The 16,902-nt window shown below is 45.6% G+C and carries 12 protein-coding genes and 3 pseudogenes; 7 read left to right on the plus strand and 8 right to left on the minus strand.

Features of this window, described 5'->3' with window-relative positions; genetic code table 11:
* Positions 1-346, plus strand: a 346-nt coding sequence (locus tag SJI19_RS19215) for a hypothetical protein (RefSeq protein ID WP_323479878.1), incomplete at its 5' end; no start/stop codon positions are given.
* Between the two features lie 639 nt (positions 347-985).
* Here SJI19_RS19215 and SJI19_RS19220 read toward each other — a convergent pair.
* Both SJI19_RS19220 and SJI19_RS19225 read right to left on the minus strand, forming a co-directional pair.
* Positions 986-2,272, minus strand: a complete 1,287-nt coding sequence (locus tag SJI19_RS19220; protein ID WP_323479879.1) for a DUF1173 family protein — start codon at positions 2,270-2,272, stop codon at positions 986-988.
* 80 nt (positions 2,273-2,352) lie between these two features.
* Positions 2,353-3,000, minus strand: coding sequence for a recombinase family protein (locus tag SJI19_RS19225; RefSeq protein ID WP_323479880.1), 648 nt, complete (start codon positions 2,998-3,000; stop codon positions 2,353-2,355).
* 233 nt (positions 3,001-3,233) lie between these two features.
* Between SJI19_RS19225 and SJI19_RS19230 the strand changes: the two genes are divergently transcribed.
* Positions 3,234-6,497: a hypothetical protein gene (locus SJI19_RS19230; RefSeq protein WP_323479881.1), complete on the plus strand. Its 3,264-nt coding sequence runs from the start codon at positions 3,234-3,236 to the stop codon at positions 6,495-6,497.
* A gap of 276 nt (positions 6,498-6,773) precedes the next feature.
* Here the strand turns inward: SJI19_RS19230 and SJI19_RS19235 are convergent.
* Positions 6,774-7,196, minus strand: a pseudogene (locus tag SJI19_RS19235) (IS66 family transposase); the annotation flags it as partial.
* A 277-nt stretch (positions 7,197-7,473) separates the two neighbouring features.
* Positions 7,474-7,812, minus strand: a pseudogene (locus SJI19_RS19240) (IS21 family transposase); the annotation flags it as partial.
* Between the two features lie 164 nt (positions 7,813-7,976).
* On the opposite strand from SJI19_RS19240, the gene SJI19_RS19245 reads away from it, so the two are divergent.
* Together SJI19_RS19245 and SJI19_RS19250 are read left to right on the plus strand one after the other, a co-directional pair.
* Entirely contained in the window at positions 7,977-8,351 is a 375-nt protein-coding gene (locus SJI19_RS19245; protein ID WP_323479882.1) for a hypothetical protein, read from the plus strand.
* Positions 8,352-8,353: 2 nt separating this feature from the next.
* Positions 8,354-8,515: pseudogene (locus tag SJI19_RS19250) on the plus strand (IS256 family transposase); the annotation flags it as partial.
* 75 nt (positions 8,516-8,590) lie between these two features.
* On the opposite strand, the gene SJI19_RS19255 reads toward SJI19_RS19250, so the two are convergent.
* The 3 genes from SJI19_RS19255 to SJI19_RS19265 form a co-directional block, all read right to left on the minus strand.
* Positions 8,591-9,076 carry a hypothetical protein gene (locus SJI19_RS19255; protein WP_323479883.1) on the minus strand — a complete coding sequence of 162 codons (486 nt, stop codon included), beginning with the start codon at positions 9,074-9,076 and terminating at the stop codon, positions 8,591-8,593.
* A 535-nt stretch (positions 9,077-9,611) separates the two neighbouring features.
* Positions 9,612-10,199, minus strand: a complete 588-nt coding sequence (locus SJI19_RS19260; protein WP_323479884.1) for a YkgJ family cysteine cluster protein — start codon at positions 10,197-10,199, stop codon at positions 9,612-9,614.
* Between the two features lie 520 nt (positions 10,200-10,719).
* Positions 10,720-11,850 carry a DUF3800 domain-containing protein gene (locus tag SJI19_RS19265; RefSeq protein ID WP_323479885.1) on the minus strand — a complete coding sequence of 377 codons (1,131 nt, stop codon included), beginning with the start codon at positions 11,848-11,850 and terminating at the stop codon, positions 10,720-10,722.
* 251 nt (positions 11,851-12,101) lie between these two features.
* Between SJI19_RS19265 and SJI19_RS19270 the strand changes: the two genes are divergently transcribed.
* From SJI19_RS19270 to SJI19_RS19280, 3 genes are read left to right on the plus strand one after another with little or no spacing between them, the layout of a single operon-like run.
* Positions 12,102-12,722: a DNA-binding protein gene (locus SJI19_RS19270; protein ID WP_323479886.1), complete on the plus strand. Its 621-nt coding sequence runs from the start codon at positions 12,102-12,104 to the stop codon at positions 12,720-12,722.
* Entirely contained in the window at positions 12,719-13,216 is a 498-nt protein-coding gene (locus SJI19_RS19275) for a hypothetical protein (protein ID WP_323479887.1), read from the plus strand. Before SJI19_RS19270 ends, SJI19_RS19275 begins: the two co-directional genes overlap by 4 nt.
* Before the next feature lie 59 nt (positions 13,217-13,275).
* The gene (locus tag SJI19_RS19280) at positions 13,276-15,516 is read left to right on the plus strand and encodes a KAP family P-loop NTPase fold protein (RefSeq protein ID WP_323479888.1); all 2,241 of its coding nucleotides are present in this window, start codon (positions 13,276-13,278) and stop codon (positions 15,514-15,516) included.
* A 63-nt stretch (positions 15,517-15,579) separates the two neighbouring features.
* On the opposite strand, the gene SJI19_RS19285 is transcribed toward SJI19_RS19280, so the two are convergent.
* Positions 15,580-15,843 carry a hypothetical protein gene (locus SJI19_RS19285; RefSeq protein WP_323479889.1) on the minus strand — a complete coding sequence of 88 codons (264 nt, stop codon included), beginning with the start codon at positions 15,841-15,843 and terminating at the stop codon, positions 15,580-15,582.
* Positions 15,844-16,902 lie beyond the last annotated feature (1,059 nt).

Genomic DNA, 16,902 nt, shown 5'->3' on the forward strand with positions numbered 1-16,902 from the left:
GGCAGGTCAGGAGATACTAGCACAAAAAAAATTAGAAAAGGAACAGGCGCAAGAAGCATATTTAAGAGCGCACCCTACTCCTGAAATGATTGCCGAACGACAAAAAATAATGGAAGAGGCTGATGCAGCGCAGTCTGAGAGAACAAAATCTTGCAATGTTTTTGTGAATGATTTTGAAACAAAATACAATATTACCAATGCGAAAACTTTAAATATTACAAACATCCAGAATGATATTATTCTTTGCGCAATAAATGTAACCTACCCAACAATAAATGGTGATGTGTCTACTGTTGTGGTTATAGAGGCAAATACCAAAAATGGTGTATGGAAAATACAACAGTGAAGAGATTGAATAATCAATGGACTTACTAATTCAGAACACTGAGATCTTCTACGCTAAGTAGTGATTCTACGATAAAAATAAGTTCGTCGGCTAATACCTAAAGAAACCCAAGGCTGGGTTTCTTCCAAACTTACGCAGTAAAAATTTATTTATTGGTGAAGTAATTGCATAAAAATGCAGTTTAAATCAGTCGATGATTAACTTGAATAAATTGCAACTAATTGAATTTTCGTCAAATAATTCCTTAGCGTATGAAACCTTTCCATTGGTCCTCTAACCCCAATTAAGGACAGGGTCGAATTGCTTAAAAAAGGCCCGGAGCTTGTTTCCGGTCCACGTTCAATTATTTTATGACACCATTTTATTAATGGGCCCGCTTGGAATTCAGAAATCATCCCACGTTAAGAGTTTTGAGCTTAACGAGTGATTTCGTTCAATTGATGTAAGGGATGTACGGAGTGATCGAGCTGTCCCGTTAACGGTTTAGACACTGCTAGTTCGGTGTTCGTAATTGTTTCGTTTCGGACACAGAAACGGCACAGTGTCGGGTTGTTCATGTAAATTTTATTGACGCTCTCCATCGTCCCCAGCCACGTCAGCACAGCTCTGGGCAAACTCATCAAGAATGAACTTTAGCCGTTATTTATCCTTCTTTATAGGCAGGAGCGGCAAAGATTTGTCATCCGACATAGCGCTTACATTCCAGTACCACCACCCATTAGGACCATATTCCTCGTCATACCATTCCATTTTTTCCTGTTTACGTACCTGATAGTCGGCAGTATCCATACCAAATACCTCCATTGGGAACGGCTTCCCACTGGTCGTATCCAGTAAACAAAAATCGGGTAAAGTCACATCTTCGCCGATTTCAAAGCGCAATGGCTTGCTATACGCACGTCCTTCTTTAGCGAGTTTGGCCTCTAGGATCTCCTCATAGGCCGAGTCGAGAGGGATCCAGCGATCACTTACCTGCATCACCCCCACCTTCAATACCTGGGCTTTGGCCGCCCCAGAAGTACCATTCAGCAACTCGGGCACGTCAATTTGTGCGCACGCCACAATTTTCCCCCCTCGATGCCAGGCACTGACCGCATGAGGAAAACGCCTCAGCGTGTCTTGCCATATATCCTTATCAAGGAGCATCAGCGGATAGCCAAAGAAATGGGTAATGACCAGTCGCCCCAGGCCTTGTTCTCGCTCCGGGGTATATTTCGCTAAGGGGGCTATAGCAACAAGTCGGGATCTGTTTCGAATGGCCAGTTTAACTTTCTCCTCGTTCGCTCGCGAAGCTTGGGTATCATCCTCTGCCGGCAGTAATAGAGCATCGGCTAGACAGACTCTTCCGACAGAAATATCGTTAGCCTGGGCCAGCAGCAAACGGTTCAGCAGGCTGATATGTCGTTTTCCTTGCATCCGGGGATACCAGTAGTTGAGTTGGCTACCGGTCCACAATAAATGCATGAGTCCCAAGGGACTCATCGTGGATTGACGCCGTTTCCCTGGGTTAACTGGAGGTGATGATGCATCGTTTTCATCCGGGTTTTGACGAGGGGTTTGCTGTTTCATTCCCACAGCCAGTCGAATGACCAATGTGCCGTCGGCTTTTTCTTTGACTACGCCATCTTGGTAGCCGCTGATACCAGAGGTCTCAGAAATCATGGACCACCATTTGCAATCACGTGCGTGCTCAGGGCCCGCACCTGGCCAGCGTGCGAGGGAATAGGAATCTGTTTTTTCATAATAGCGGACCACCAGACGTCGTTCACCCTGTCCCGGACATTTGCACTGGACAATTCCATGTTGATGGGCTTTCTGCAGGGTCGCTTTCCAACCTGCAGCGTACTTCACCTCGTTTTGAAACTCAGGCGTATAAAGCTTGGTCGTCTCGCCTCGCGTGATGTGAATACTGTAGTGGGTAGGCATGTTCTTCTCCCTGGTCAAAATGGGTACCTCACTTAACAGCGTGTCCGTCAAATCTTGGTAGGATCATACCATTTTGGTATTTATGCTGTTTGATTCTCATGGCTATTTTCGGTTGTGGCATTCTTTACTATACGTATCACCGTTCGTTCTGATACCCCACACAATCTTGCTGTGTCTCTTATGCTTTGCTTGTTATTAACCCTAAGCTCGAGGATCTTGCCGTGCAACTGCTGGTCAGCTTGGCGTCCTCGGAACTTACCGGCTGCTTTAGCCTTTGTTATTCCTTCTTCCTGACGCCGGCGGCGGTCCTGGTAATCTTTCCGTGCGATAGCTGCCAGCATATCGAGCATCATGCCATTGATGGCTTTCAACATAGCCTGGGTGAACTCATCTGTAGCGTTTGCTGTAAGTGCCATATGGCTTGTAGGCAGATCAAGGCTGACCACGACGAGATGTTTTTCCTGAATGAGATACTTTAGTTTTTGCCAGCCCTCTTCATCCAGGCGCGAAAGACGGTCTACTTGTTCGATGAGAATAATATCACCAGGAGCAGCATCATCGAGCAGGCGTAAAAGCTCAGGACGCTGAAGTGAAGCACCGGAGACATTTTCGGTGTACCAGCTGGCCAACCGATAGCCTTTCTCCTCGACAAACGTTTTCATCCTGTTTTTTGCCCGGAGAGCATCCTGTTCTTTCGTCGATGCCCGGAGGTACCCGTGAATGTACATATTTTGACCTCTAGGTGTCATTTAAGTAATGATCATAATGTACATGACAGATAGATAATGATCCAATAGGGAAATTGCCATAATTTTGGCCATGACACTAGGGTATACATAAATGTCGTAAAGATATTTTCATGGATTGGGCATAAACTCCTTTTTATATGCTTATTTATTGCAACAAAATTTAAGGTGCTGAGAAAAATAAATTCCCGCACGTCTATCAAAAGGTCTAAGAGATGTCAACAGACAATGCCCAAGATTTTTCGCCAAAAGAATTTATGAAACAACGACGCCCCGAGAGATTTTCTGATTCTGTGGTTGTCGAATCAGGATCTTTAGATCGACCCATACTTGAACATTACATTTCAAGCCTTAACGCGCGAAGCCAGGAACTTGAGTTTGAGGGTTTTGCTAAAAGGCTATGTGAAAAAATCATATGTCCTAATCTTTTGGCTCAAACCGGCCCTGTTGCAGGAGGTGATGGTAAAACTGACACGCAAACTTTCCCAGTCTCAGAACAAATTGCCTTGTTGTGGTATGAAGGCATCAATGATGCATCACATAAGGAACGATGGGCTTTCGCTGTCAGCACTAGAAAAGATTGGAAAAAAAAATGCAAAGAGGATGTAACTAAAGTAAAGGATGCACTAACTGGTTATAAAAAGGTTTTTTGCATAACAAATCAATATGTCAAATCTAATCAACGCTCAGCCGTAGAAGCAGCTCTTAGCAAAGAAACTAGCATGGATGTAAGAATACTGGATATAAGTTGGATCTTAGACCAGATTTTCAAAGAGAGACTTCAATATATTGCTATTGAAGAACTCTCTGTTCAAACTTATTTTAAAAGTGAAGTTAATCTTGGTGATAACGACTATAAGAAAAAAAGAAAGCTTGATGAAATTAAACATAAAATTGAAAGAGAAATAAATCCCACAAAAATAAAAGTAGATGAAGTAAGTGTTTTCTTAGATATGGCGATATTGAGTGCAGAGTTAGAATATTCTAATAATGAAGTTAACTCTCAATTTATGAGAGCAATAAAAATAGCAGAAAAATTTGGCACCAACCAACAAAAACTAGAAGCATATTATCAGTATGCATGGAAATCACATTTCTGGCTTGAAGATTTCGAAACTTTTGAAGAAAATTTGAGCTGCGTTTATAAAACCATCATTTCATCAACTAATGCAAGTAAGTGGGAATACCTTCTGAATTTAGTTACAGTAAATAAGTCCTATCTCAGAATGACTAAATTAGAGTCTTCAATTGATATTAACTCAATTGAGGGTGAAATGCTAAGCCAACTAAATAATATAGCCAAGAATGAGTCTAGACCCAGCAATTCACTATATGCTAAAACGCAAGTTTTGATATATCAATTACAAAATAGTATAACGGAAGAAGAACGTTCTAAAATTTTTAGTTTACTACTAGATATAATGAAAGGAAGCACAAACCTTATAGGTTATCCATTTGAGAAAATGTTTGGATTGATAAATGAAATGGATGATTTTTTTAATGGCAACCATGCCTATGAAAACTTGTTAGATTTCATTACCAAACAACTTTCATTGCGAGATGGGGAGATTATTGGTGCGGAGATGCAATTGAAAAGAGGTATAAAAAGACTCAGCTCAGGTAAACCCTATGAGGCAATAAAAATAATAGGGAAGTCAATGATTTCTTTGTATAAAAAAGAATCATCAGATCAGTTCATATTAGCCCTTAAGGTTTGTTCAGCTGCTTATGAAAGTGTAGGTTTGCTATGGAGCGCGCGAGCATGCATGGTATTTGCTGCTTCAATGCTTACCGATAGATATTGGGATAAGGATGAATTAAATATTTATCAATTAAAAACATACTATCACCTATCGTGGCTTGAACTGAAATTAGGTCGTTTAGGATACGCATTAAAATGGTTAGAACTTACGATAATGATCAGAACTAATATTGGCGAAAACCCAATCGATGAAAAAGATCATGAAAATATGGATGCTTTTATTAGTCAACTTATCCTTAACATGGAATTTGAAGTGTTAAAAAAAATGAGCAATATGCCAGAAGCGCTAAATTCATTTAATTTCTTTGCGTCTTCTGGCACTCTAATTTATATACTTGGGCATGAAGACACATTTGAGCAAACTTATCATACTAAAGTTGATAATGATTTATTAGACTATCTTATTAAACTACGAGATTTTAATTTTGGAGTCAAGCCATGTGGAATGAACCATTCATTTGGTAGAAGAGGTACATACTTCACTAACATTGCGGGTTGTCAAATTACTATTAACTTTCCTAACCGCTCCCCGTTTCATGACTTTTCGACTTCATTGCTTTCCATACTAGAAGGAACTTTCGCAACTTGTGTTGTAGACAAAATTCACCCTAAAGAGCCTTCGATTTTAATTGATGTAACGGCTGATGATGATCATTTTTCAATATGTCATGAAATTGAATCTCGCAATAGAAAATTAACGATAAATATAGTATGCAGCGGATTTGACACTCTAACTACTTTAATGCTAAATCAAGACAATTTTCAAAGTTGGAGTCAACAACTCGTTTTAAACTTAATCCCAGAAATATTTTTATTAAAGAGAAGTGATTTACTTGAGAAAATGCTTCTCAATGATGGTGCCTTAGAGAGATTATCTACCCTAGGAGCAAGTATATTCGCATCAGCCAACGTTTTAGGAAATAATATTGATAGTGAAGTGACTTTACTATTTACTCAAAACGAGAGTGGCATTACTTTTCCATTAAAAAGGGATAAGGCCTGGGACTTTAATCATCCAAAAACTACTGATAGCATACCTCTTTCTAACTTGAAGTTTGGTAAAGAGAGCGTTCCGAAAGGGTTGGAAGAGGATGAAAATATTAGACATGACGATTTTGTAATTCAAAATTTAATAAAACCTAGGTTATGGGATTTGGCTAAATGGCATGGTGTTGTATTTTTGCAGTCAATAAATAGGATTCCTGGATTTGTCCTGATGTTTAAAAACAAAAAAGACGGCAAGGCAATATTTGACGATTTTTTTTCCGAAATTGGTACAAATGATGATAAAAATAGAATAAAAATAACTATATTGAAAGGTATATCTTCTAAAAATACAGCTTGGTATAAAGTAATAATTTCAGAATCAATGAATTTATTAAACACACATACAAGAATGACTTGTATTTCTAGGATTTGTACTATGACACCAAGTACGACAGAAAATCTTGACCGATTTATTCAAGAATATACAAGACTGGGGGCCTGCTTTTTTGGCTGCAATTCAATGCTTGATGATATTCATGAAGAATTTCCTGATCAATTTGGAATATTAATTAAAAATATTAATGTGAAATGGGCATGGCAAATCGAGAAAAATGATCCAGATATAATTGGGTTAAACCCAGATGATACCATTTACATACCAGATGGCGTAGATCCCGCTCCAATTACAGCGCTTTTGGAAACCCTGAAAAATAGAAATTCAGCTAGTTAAAGTTGTAGCCATCTCGCAGAATCTAGCCTGTAACTTGTAGAGATCTGCCGACATACTAATTATGTCCACCGAGGAGATCCCCATTCATAAAAAACTAAGTGGCTGCCCCGCCGGTAATGGCCGACAGCCTGCCGATGACGCCGGTAATCTACTCGATCACCCAGCCTCGCTTTCTTATTAAAAAAGATCTGTCGGCAGGCTTCCTTCAGCTAACATACGTAAGGGGTCGGTGAACTCACGTTGTGCGGATAAAATAATGTTATAGACTGACCAGTATCAGTTGAAGCTATTTTCGGCGTAGGGCAACAGCTCGGCTATTCTGTTATTGGGCCAAGTGGGGAGGCGCGTTAATACGTCACGCAGCCAGATATAAGGATCGTGGCCGTTGAGTTTAGCGGTTTCCAGCAGGCTCAGGATAGCGGCCATACGTTGCCCAGCGCGCAACGACCCGGCGAACATCCAGTTTTTTCTGCCCACGGTTACCGGGCGTATGACATTTTCTGCGCGGTTATTATCTATGGGTACTCGGCCGTCATCCAAATATCGCAGTAAGGCCGACCAGCGTTTCAGGGTGTAGTCCAACGCTTTGCGCAGTGCGGAGTTAGGCGCGGCCTGCGGCTGTTGCAACATGAGCCACTGATGGAAGACCTTCAGTCGGGGTTTGGCATACCGCTGTCGCCATAGGCGTTTTTTATCCGCCCAGTCCAGACCAACATGAGCAGCAAACTGATCTATCGCAGTCATAACCAACTCCTTTTCACCGGGGATTGGTATGCATTCCACGCTCTTCGAAAGAAATATAGTCAGCAGTTTGTCTGCATGCCCTGAGTATTCGTTAGCGAACGTGGAGCACTTACTGGCTCGAAAGCGAAGCGGAAATCATCAAATCACATGATTCTGGCACAATATTCGTAACCAGTAAGCGCATACCCTGAATCACTTAAAAGTGTAACTCTCAGGGTGCGAATGACTATATTTCGAAGCGGACGGTTTCATGCCCGTGCCGAAGACGGCGTTTGGGCTGGATATATTCCCGCAGCACGGTGGTGCCGCCGTCATACCCCTGCGCCTTGATTTCCTGGAAGATGACTTGGGCATTCCAGACGTGTTCACTCAGGCGCGTATCGATAAACGCCATATAGGGTTCGAGCTTGGTCATGCGCCGTCGTGAGGGCGTACACCGGGTCGGTTCAGGCTGCATAAGATGCCGTCTGACCGTGCGTTCTGAACAACCGATATAACGGGCAATATCGATAATATAGGCGCCTTGCGTGCGCATTTGTTTTATCATTAGGTGGTCCTCTCTACTTAACATGGCGCTTCCTTTTTTGGTGTTGGAACCTTAAGGAAAGACCATGTTGGGTGGAGTGGACAACTTTTCCGATGAATTACGACCTTATATCAACGATGCCGACAATAGCATTTGTGTTGGCGTTTACGTATCATACGCATATCGCCACACAATAAAGAGAATGACCTATGTTTGGGTTTGGCTATTTTTCCCTTCGGATCAAAATTGCAAAAGTTCAGGCCGAACTTATGGCACAAGTACATAATCAGCAGTTTGTAAATGAAATATGCCAATACGCTGAAACAATTGAACTTATCGAAAACTTGTTTAAATCAGCGTACTACCGAAAGCGCAAGGATGCAACATTTCTAATAGTTTGTGCCGTGCTACTTCGGACTATACAGAATGAGTCGTTGCCATTAGCTACTCGAAAATCTTCTTATAACTGGCTAAAGGAACGTTACGAGAAAATACAAACTGACCGCCAGTATTGCATTGATAATTTTCTACTTGTCGCCGATTTCGAGTATGCTCTTGAAGATCATCAAGCACTATCTTCTTGATTCAAGGCGCTTTCCCGAATGAAAACAGTTTGTTGAAATTACTTTATCTTGGGATTATGAATGCGCAGGAAAAATGGACAATGCCGCTCCATAGCTGGAATTTGACATTGTCTCAGTTGGCTATCTATTTTGAAGGCCGCCTCGATAAAGTGGTTACGTTGTAGTACTTTTAACGTGACACAGAATTATAAACGCTCTCACCAAATATGGTTGCAAATTATACTTATGCTATAAATATATTACATAGCTATTTTTGTCTCAGATACTTTTTTCTTCATTGCTTGTATGTCAGACTTTGGAAAAGTTAATTTTTCATTTTCGCTTATAATAATTTTTATTTCAGCCCCAGACAAAACAAGTTCATTTAAAAAACTTTTACCTTGGTCTGTCAATGGCTGCATAACTCCGATCTCACCCATACATACATATGTAAACTTAACATATTTATCGTTTATTTGTATTGGCGCTCCAGTTTGTATACTTTCTGATATTTTACCGTCATAGCATGTAGATCCCGGTACGCCTGGTTTTCGAAAGTCCAGAAGAGACACTAACCATGTATCTGTATTCACAACAGCCAGTTCAATCGGCAATTCACTCATTTCACTTGGATAAAGAACTGGCGTTGCATTGTTCGGAAATACCCACTTTGCTAACTCAGAAGATAACGCATGGTTTGATAGCAGAATAAGAATAGCCGCTGTTATTTTTGCTGTGCGTAACATTTTATTTACCATGGCTTATAATCACTTATAGTTGTCAATACCGATTCTATCCTATAGATACCACTACGGAAAGGCACAACTACTGCATAACCATTTCTTCCTTGATAATCAGTTAAGCTTGCCATCTTTGAGTATCCTATCGTAGGTGATCAATCTTTTCTTCGGGTCAATCATGCACTCCTGCATCATCTCATTAGAGTCCTGAGGCAAGTTGGTGTCATATCAATCTTTTCACCACCGCCAGTGAACCCATGTTCGCTGACTGTGTAAGGCAAATTAAACCGCATCAGCCATTTCATTGCTTCTGCTTTGCAGTTTTTCAGTTGAAAACATCCAAAATCACGACCAAAGCAACGAGCAACAGTCTCAAGTCTACTCTTTAAGGTTTGCCTTTTTTCACCTTTTTTTTCTCAACTTTTCAAACTAGCCGGATGGCTGCAATCTCGAAGCTGCAAAAATTACATTACTACATTGAAGCGTTTGGTGACTATGTTGTTCATAAATGTCTACATCATAAAGGTAAAAAGCCGGGGTCTCACCTTGGTCTTTCTTGCTCCCCACTTATATGTAAGAACAGTTGTGAAATAAGCTCTTTTGGAGAGCCTGATTTCAGCTCCGTCTGAATGAAGCTATGCGTTTGAAGTTTTAGACTCTCGACTCTGTGGCTTTGAGGTATGCCAATGGACGTATCATATGGGTTGTCATAAGATCTCTTGCAAGGGTTTTCTGACATCGAATGATATGAAGCACATGCTACTGGCCGTACGGGGTATGCACTACATTTTTCATTAATCAATAATGGGCATTGAACGTTAATATGGTGATGTTGTTCAATTGTTAGTTTTTTTATCAGGTTGTACTGCTGCTTTATTGCTTCCTTTACGAGCCCTCTGGTCTTGCTGTTCATCTCTGTGCTTATATGGTAGATGATTGAATCTACTTCGAATCCATAAGCATCAACTCTAAGGTAACAGCAGTGTATGCAACCGCTTTTACAAGCTGCCCGTTCTTGTTTAACTTCCTGACTAAGCCCTGATAGAAGCTTTGCGCTCAAAAATATCAAGTGTTTCGGATCTTGAGCTGCCTTTTTATAGAGCGCCTTAACCTTTTTTTCGTTTATCATGATTTACCTTACCTCTGCCCAGTTGTGTTGCAACTGATAGCTCGATTGTGTTTCGAAGCGGATGGTTTCACGACCGTATCGAAGACGACGTTTAGGCTGGATATATTTCCGCAGCACGGTGGTGTCGCCGTCATACCCTTGTCCCTTGATTTCCTCGAAGATTACTTGCGTATTCCAGACGTGTTAACTCAGGCGCGTATCGATAAAGGCATATAGGGTTCGAGCTTGGCCATACGCCGTCGTAAAAGCACGCACCGGGTCGGTTAAGAGCAGCATAAGATGTCGCATGACCTTGCGTTCTCAGCAACCTATAAACGGCCAACATCAATAATATAAGCGCCTTGCGTGCGCATTTATTTTATCATTAGGTGGCCCTCTCTGCTTAACATGGTGCTTCCTTTTGGGATGTTGGAACCTTAAGGAAAGACCATGTTGGGTGGAGTGGACAATTTTTCCGATGAATTACGACCTTATATCAGCGATACCGACATTTGTTATAGACAGCGCGTGAAGCAAGCAGTCAGGGCTGGTTAAAGCCCGTAACCCGATGCTGCAGTCGTCGTGCCTCATCTAAATCAAGCGCCTTCTGTGCTTTTTCCATCATCTCCGGCGAAGGCTCAGGCATATTCTCAAAAGACTCACGGAACCGTTTAGCAACAGAAAAAAGCGACACGCAGTCGGTGCTGGCCGTATTGCGGTTTGTGTATACGAGGCGCGAAAGCGGCTTCGTCAGCTCCTTGTTCTCCATGAACCGCTTGAACGTCCAGAGATAAACGTCAACCAGCTCCAGTCCCGGACTGCGGGTGCCTGACTGAAATACCAGCGGCTCAGCTGGCATGTTTTTCATGTCCATGACGGGCAGACCCGGTCCCAGCGGCCACGGCTGCTCCCGTATCTGCCGGTAGAACTCGCTCAACTCGCGCTGTGTCGTGTTGAACTGCGACTGCTGGTCAACGATGATGTCCGCCCTCCGGTTAGTCCCCCCCAGGCGGATGCAGATGCCGTGCAACACGGACTGGAATCCGATCATGTTAGGCATGATCTGCAGCTTGTCCTTGTTGGTTTTACAGTTATACCCCAGCTTGTCAAAGTTGACCGTCGCCCAGTTCAGCGCGTCGGTAATCAGCTCTACCGAACGGATATCGAGAATGTTCACGCGCCGGAGCAAAGTCCCACAGACTTCCCGGAACAGCTCCGCCGATCGTTCGTTGTGCGCCTCAAGGCGGGCTCGCCATGCTTTTTCAGCCAGCTCATCATCAAACAAGCTCGCCAGGTTGAGCAGCAGCGGATAACGAAGCGGGGTCCAGTTGGCCATCCACGGCACTACCGGATTCATGCCTTGATCAAAAACCTGATCGAAAAAGGAAATAATGGCGTGGTCACGTTTGACCACCTGCCAGATATCAAAACGGATCCGGTGTTTTTTCTGCAGCATCAGAAGGGTATCAACGACATTCGAAAGTCGGTGCACTCCCAGCTCTGCGGCGTGAAGACGTTGCACTCCCAGCTTTTTACGCAACGCGGCGAGCTCTTTTTCTGCAACCTTATCCAGATCGTCATGGGAAGACAGTACGCCGTAAGACAGCACTGGCTGCGTCTGGTCAAACAGGTTCGGACCGGTATGACCGGTTTCATCAACGTAAAAGTACATAACAACGTCCCATGTCAGTCTGTGCGGGTAAGCAGAAGGCGAAACAAAAAAAGATTGGAAGAATGTTGCACTTATCGGCACAGACCTCAAGAGTTCCGGTTCCAACACAAATCGGATCTGCGACGCGAAAGTGAGTACGTGTGTATGTAGTACATATATTGTATGTATTATGTGTATTATTTATACTTCGTATTGTGTATTTTTCTACTTATCTTACTATCACATCATCGCCCTGACACTTGGAGCCCCCCATGAGCACTCTTTCCCCTGAAACCGTCCGCCGGATCGAGGACGCGGCCGCCAGCCTCATCGCGGCCGGTAACCCTACGCCCACCAACGAGCAGGTTCGCCAACACCTTGGTGGCGGCTCCCTGTCCCACATCTCGCCGGTGATGCGCGCCTTCCGCGCCCGTCAGCGCGAAACGGCTGCGGACCGGATGCAGGCCCTGCCGCCGGAGCTGATGCAGTTGCTGACCGGCCAGCTGGGCCTGCTGTGGCAGGCCGCCTGTCAGCAGGCGGACACAAACACCCTGGGTGCCCGCGAGCAGGCCGATGCAGACATTGCGCAGGCCGATCAGGAACGGGACGTCTCCCTACTGAAAGTGGCGCAGCTGGAGAGTGAGCTGGCGGTACTGCGCGAGGTGGTCACCGAGCGGGATCGGCTACTGGTCGACGTCCGGGAGCTGCGTGCCGACGCGCTGCCGCTGAGAGAACAGGTGGCGAGGCTTACCACCACCGGCGAGCACCTGACGGCGCAGCTGGCGGAGACAAAAGCGGATCTGAAGGAAGCCCGTGGCGAAATCCGGCACTTGCAGACCGAACTGCTGGCCCTGGCGCGTCAGGAACCGAAAAGCGGGAAGGTGAACTCATGACGCTGGTGATTCAGCGCCGCATTCATGCGTTTCGCAATGCGCTGGTCATGGCTGCGGATACCCACTCACACGAATGCTTCCATATGCCCCGATGGCGTGTAGAACTGAATGGTTTTCCGCGCGGCTGCTGTGCCCTGACCAGCCATTTTCTAGCACAGTATCTGAAGGAGGGTGACCCGACACTGGAGCCTCAGATCATCAGTATGTGCACCACTCTAGAGTTTCGTGAAGCTAAATCTTCGACGATAGAGTCCCATGTGATTGTGAAGCTGGACACCTGGTACATCGATTTGACTCTGAACCAGTTTGCGGAGTACAGCGATCGCGTCTACATCGACGAGAAGGGAGTACACGCGACTTTGCTATGTAACATTAAAAAATACAAAGGCACCGTGGGAAAAAGGGAAATCACCCTGAAAGCAGGACATCTGGATGGCAGCGAACTGTATGGATGGCTGCGTGACAAAGCAGACGGTCTGCTCGCGGCAAACTGAGCGGTCAGCGGCCACAGTGCGGCAATCCCCCCTGCAGGCGCTGTACGGAGAATTGTAGAATGACTGATGAACAGACGGAAGATGGCGCGCATATCAATGCCGGCCTTGATGCCTCCGTGCACCACCCGGATGAGGATCGTTACGGTTTTACCCACGTCGCCGAGCAGCTGGCTCGCGCAATAACAGGGCTGGGACGAGACGGCAGCGCCGTTATCGGCATTGAGGGCGCCTGGGGCTCCGGTAAAACCAGCCTGCTCAATTTATTGCGTCTCGCCCTTGAGGCCGGTCTGGACGAGCGGACCTTTGTGCTGTCCGTGTCACCCTGGCTGGATGGCGGAAGCGTCAGCCCGGTCGAGTCCCTACTTTTGCCGGTCGCGGCCATTATCGCTGAAGAAGAGAAACGAGTGTTATCGGCCTCTGCGCTCAGACGCCTGAAGCGAAAAAAAACGCTGACTGACACGGCGTCCACCGTTTTGCGCTACAGCCAGTCGACCGCCCGCCGCTTGGCACCGGTGGCCGAATTTGCCGCACTGGTACCCGGCATGCCCAATACCAGCGGCGTGTTGAAGGCCTACTCAGACGCGGAGCTTCTGGCGAACAGAAAGACGACCGCCGAGTTGCGCGCCGAGATAGCCGATAAAATTACCGCACTTGATCTGAGTTTTATCGTTGTGCTGGATGATTTGGATCGGCTGGAACCCGCTCAGGCCGTGGAGGTCATTCGCCTGGTGAAGTCGGTGGCGGATTTTCCCCGCTTTTGCTACATCCTGTGTTACGACAAAGCGGTGCTGGCACATGCCATACAAACCGGTCTTGGGGTAACGGACGGCGGCGCCTACTTGCAAAAAATCGTGCAGATATCATTCAGCCTGCCACGCCCGGAGGCCTTTAGTCTGAGGCGGGAATTTATCAACGGTGTCACGACCCTCTATCATGCTGTCAATGGCACCGGTGCCGAGGCCGGATTGCTGGCCGACCTTCACTGCGTGACGGATTTATACGGTGCCGCGCTGTCTACGCCGCGTGAAGTAAAGCTGGCTCTTAACGTGCTGAAATTTCGCTACGGCGGAGTGCGTGATTACGTCTACCTGCCTGATTTGTGCCTGCTGCAACTTATCCGCATCAGCAACGCCGGGCTGTATGACTGGATAGAGCAATACCTGACGGAGCGTGCTGTTGTTGAGTCAGGTGACGGCAGCGTCAGCGAAGAAGAACAAACCGCGCTGACAACATCGCTGGTCGAACATCTGGGGAATTTCCCGCCTTCAACGGCGCGTACGGCTTTCCGTCTCAGTAGCTGGGTGCCGGGTATTTCCGGGTTTAGGAATGAAGACATTAAGCTTTTTTCTCAAACGCTGGATCAGGACCGCGCAAAGATGACGACGCACAAACGGCTGGGAAGTGGCGCCTACTGGCGTTACTACTTCGCCTTTTCCTCTCCGCAAAATGTGCTGCCACCGGACTTCTTTGATGACCTGTTTCGCCAGGCTGCCGATCCCGCACAGCAGAGCGTGATGGCGAAACGTCTGCTGGAACGTATCAATAGCAACAATGTGTCATCACGCACCTGGTTTGAACACATTCTCAGTCAGCTTTCCCCGGCGATGATCGCCACGCGAAGCGCGGCAGCCTGCAAAGGTTTGCTACTTTTTTTCTTCCGTTACGGTGATGAGATCATTAAACGTTATCAGGCACGAGATAGTTGGTTTGCACTTTACGATCTTGATATGTACGGCGTGGTCGACAGGTTGTTACGTAAAATGTGTGAGGAGCACAGGGAAACCTCTTTAACCCTCCTCCTGTCTCTTTGTAAAGAGGATGAATCCTGGTTCTGGATCGCCGGTTATGTACGGCATCTGCTGTGGCAAAATGGGCGGGTCGGAGATCGGCCGGTGATGGTTAGTGACCAAGTGCTGTCCGACGAAGAACTGGACGCCGTGTGCCTGCGGCTGGCAGAACGTCTGAACCTTGACGAGATTAAACTCACTCTTTTAAACACTAACGAACTCCTGTCGTACGTTTATGCCTGGAGAGATATTGATAGTCCTGAGAGCGTTGAGACATGGGCAAAAGAGATTATCCAAAGCGATGATAACCTGCTGCAACTGCTTATACGCTTAAGATCTCAGGGGATTAGCAGTGCCATAGGACGTTACCGGAGTCTGGACCTCACTAGCCTAAGTGAATTTCTGGGCGAACCGGCTACGATTGAACAGCGCCTGGATCGCATTGAGGCTGGTAAACAATATCCTGAACTTATGGCAGAAATCAGAAAAGCCCTGGCCCAAGAGCGATTTTAGTCAGTTCTGACGGGAAGTTGGATGGTATTTTCTATCACCATCCAGTCATGACAACCTGCTCTTTCAGCCGGTGCGGGTCCGCTTTACATAAGCGGCATCAACGATATCCTCCGGCTCAAGATCACAGGTAGTATTGCATACCGTCGCCAGAGCTTCATCTGACAGTTTGAAACCTCGGGGTAATGAATAGTAACCAAGTTCTTTTTTTTGCTCGTTAATACGGTCAAACAGCTCCCTAAAATAGTCCGTCAATGAAGGGCGTCGGACATTAATGATGGCCTCGGTGGCATCATCAGCGAACTCAATCGTTACGTCTTCCTGCCCCATTACGTGAAGGATATCCTCAATAGCCGACAAGTATTTGAGATCGTATGCATTAAGGCGGCTGAGCTCATTTTAGAGGAAAGACTGATAATAGCCGTTATCTTTACCCGTTTCGTCTATCAATGCCGTCAAACTTATCTGTCGCTCACAGTAGAAATGGCCATTAAGATTCAGTAATTCGGACCTGCGCTCAATCATCGCAGCCAGCCTGCTGCGCTTGTTTCGCAAATTGCTTCATTGAGTTCGGTAAGTTCCTGGGAATCCGAGTGCATTCGGGCATCCTTTTCCTCGGTGCCGAGGACTGTCGCAAAAATAAGCTGCTACAGCAGGATCCAGAGCCGGGTCCCTACTATCCCCCGCACTGCCAGTTCCTCGTAGACCGTGGCCATTTCTTGATGGCGTTAAATATGTCGGTCAAAGACCGGCCATATTGAACGCCATGCCGGACCGACGCCATATCTCCAGTTGTGTAGTTTGTCTATAAGCAATTGCCTGACATTCTCAGACAGGCAATTGAAATCAGCAGACATCGTTTTATTCCTCGGGAAGAATTATGTTCAGGCTCATTATCCACATGAGGATGAGAGATGTCGGTAACCGGAGAACATTTTTTGTCAAAGTTAGAGGTACTTTGGTATAGGCATATCGTTATGACATATAGTCAAATGTCATAGCAGGTCACGGAGCTATGGATAAACTAATTTTATAAAGTAAAATAGTTCAGATGGCAAAAATTCTGGTGGAGGGTGTTTTTCTATGAAGCGCTTCTGAATTTCCAGGTGACATCCGCTTTGAGCGAAATATAGTCATTCTCCCCCTGAGCCTGATAGTCTACTTCCCTCAATAGGGTTGGTAACAGGGGCTGAAGCCCAATCGTACGGAAACGTACGCTAAGTTCATTTATTGAACAGTAATGGGGAGTGTGTCAGTTGAATTGTCATTAAAAAGGCATGTACACCATACTGGTAGTTACCTCTCCGCTGCCGTACCGCTAAAACCGCTTCGACGCGGCTTAGGGCGCTTGGTGTTAATGCCACCCTCGTCGATAAAACGCTCAGGCGC

Source organism: Acerihabitans sp. TG2 (assembly GCF_035013185.1).
Taxonomy (GTDB): domain Bacteria; phylum Pseudomonadota; class Gammaproteobacteria; order Enterobacterales; family Enterobacteriaceae; genus Acerihabitans.

Bases quoted from the DNA above. Each gene is read 5' to 3' on its own strand.
- SJI19_RS19255 (WP_323479883.1), bottom strand. From the start codon at position 9,076: ATGTTACGCACAGCAAAAATAACAGCGGCTATTCTTATTCTGCTATCA.
- SJI19_RS19285 (WP_323479889.1), bottom strand. From the start codon at position 15,843: ATGGGGCAGGAAGACGTAACGATTGAGTTCGCTGATGATGCCACCGAG.
- SJI19_RS19245 (WP_323479882.1), top strand. From the start codon at position 7,977: ATGTTTGGGTTTGGCTATTTTTCCCTTCGGATCAAAATTGCAAAAGTT.
- SJI19_RS19270 (WP_323479886.1), top strand. From the start codon at position 12,102: ATGAGCACTCTTTCCCCTGAAACCGTCCGCCGGATCGAGGACGCGGCC.
- SJI19_RS19275 (WP_323479887.1), top strand. From the start codon at position 12,719: ATGACGCTGGTGATTCAGCGCCGCATTCATGCGTTTCGCAATGCGCTG.
- SJI19_RS19260 (WP_323479884.1), bottom strand. From the start codon at position 10,199: ATGATAAACGAAAAAAAGGTTAAGGCGCTCTATAAAAAGGCAGCTCAA.
- SJI19_RS19280 (WP_323479888.1), top strand. From the start codon at position 13,276: ATGACTGATGAACAGACGGAAGATGGCGCGCATATCAATGCCGGCCTT.
- SJI19_RS19230 (WP_323479881.1), top strand. From the start codon at position 3,234: ATGTCAACAGACAATGCCCAAGATTTTTCGCCAAAAGAATTTATGAAA.
- SJI19_RS19225 (WP_323479880.1), bottom strand. From the start codon at position 3,000: ATGTACATTCACGGGTACCTCCGGGCATCGACGAAAGAACAGGATGCT.
- SJI19_RS19220 (WP_323479879.1), bottom strand. From the start codon at position 2,272: ATGCCTACCCACTACAGTATTCACATCACGCGAGGCGAGACGACCAAG.
- SJI19_RS19265 (WP_323479885.1), bottom strand. From the start codon at position 11,850: ATGTACTTTTACGTTGATGAAACCGGTCATACCGGTCCGAACCTGTTT.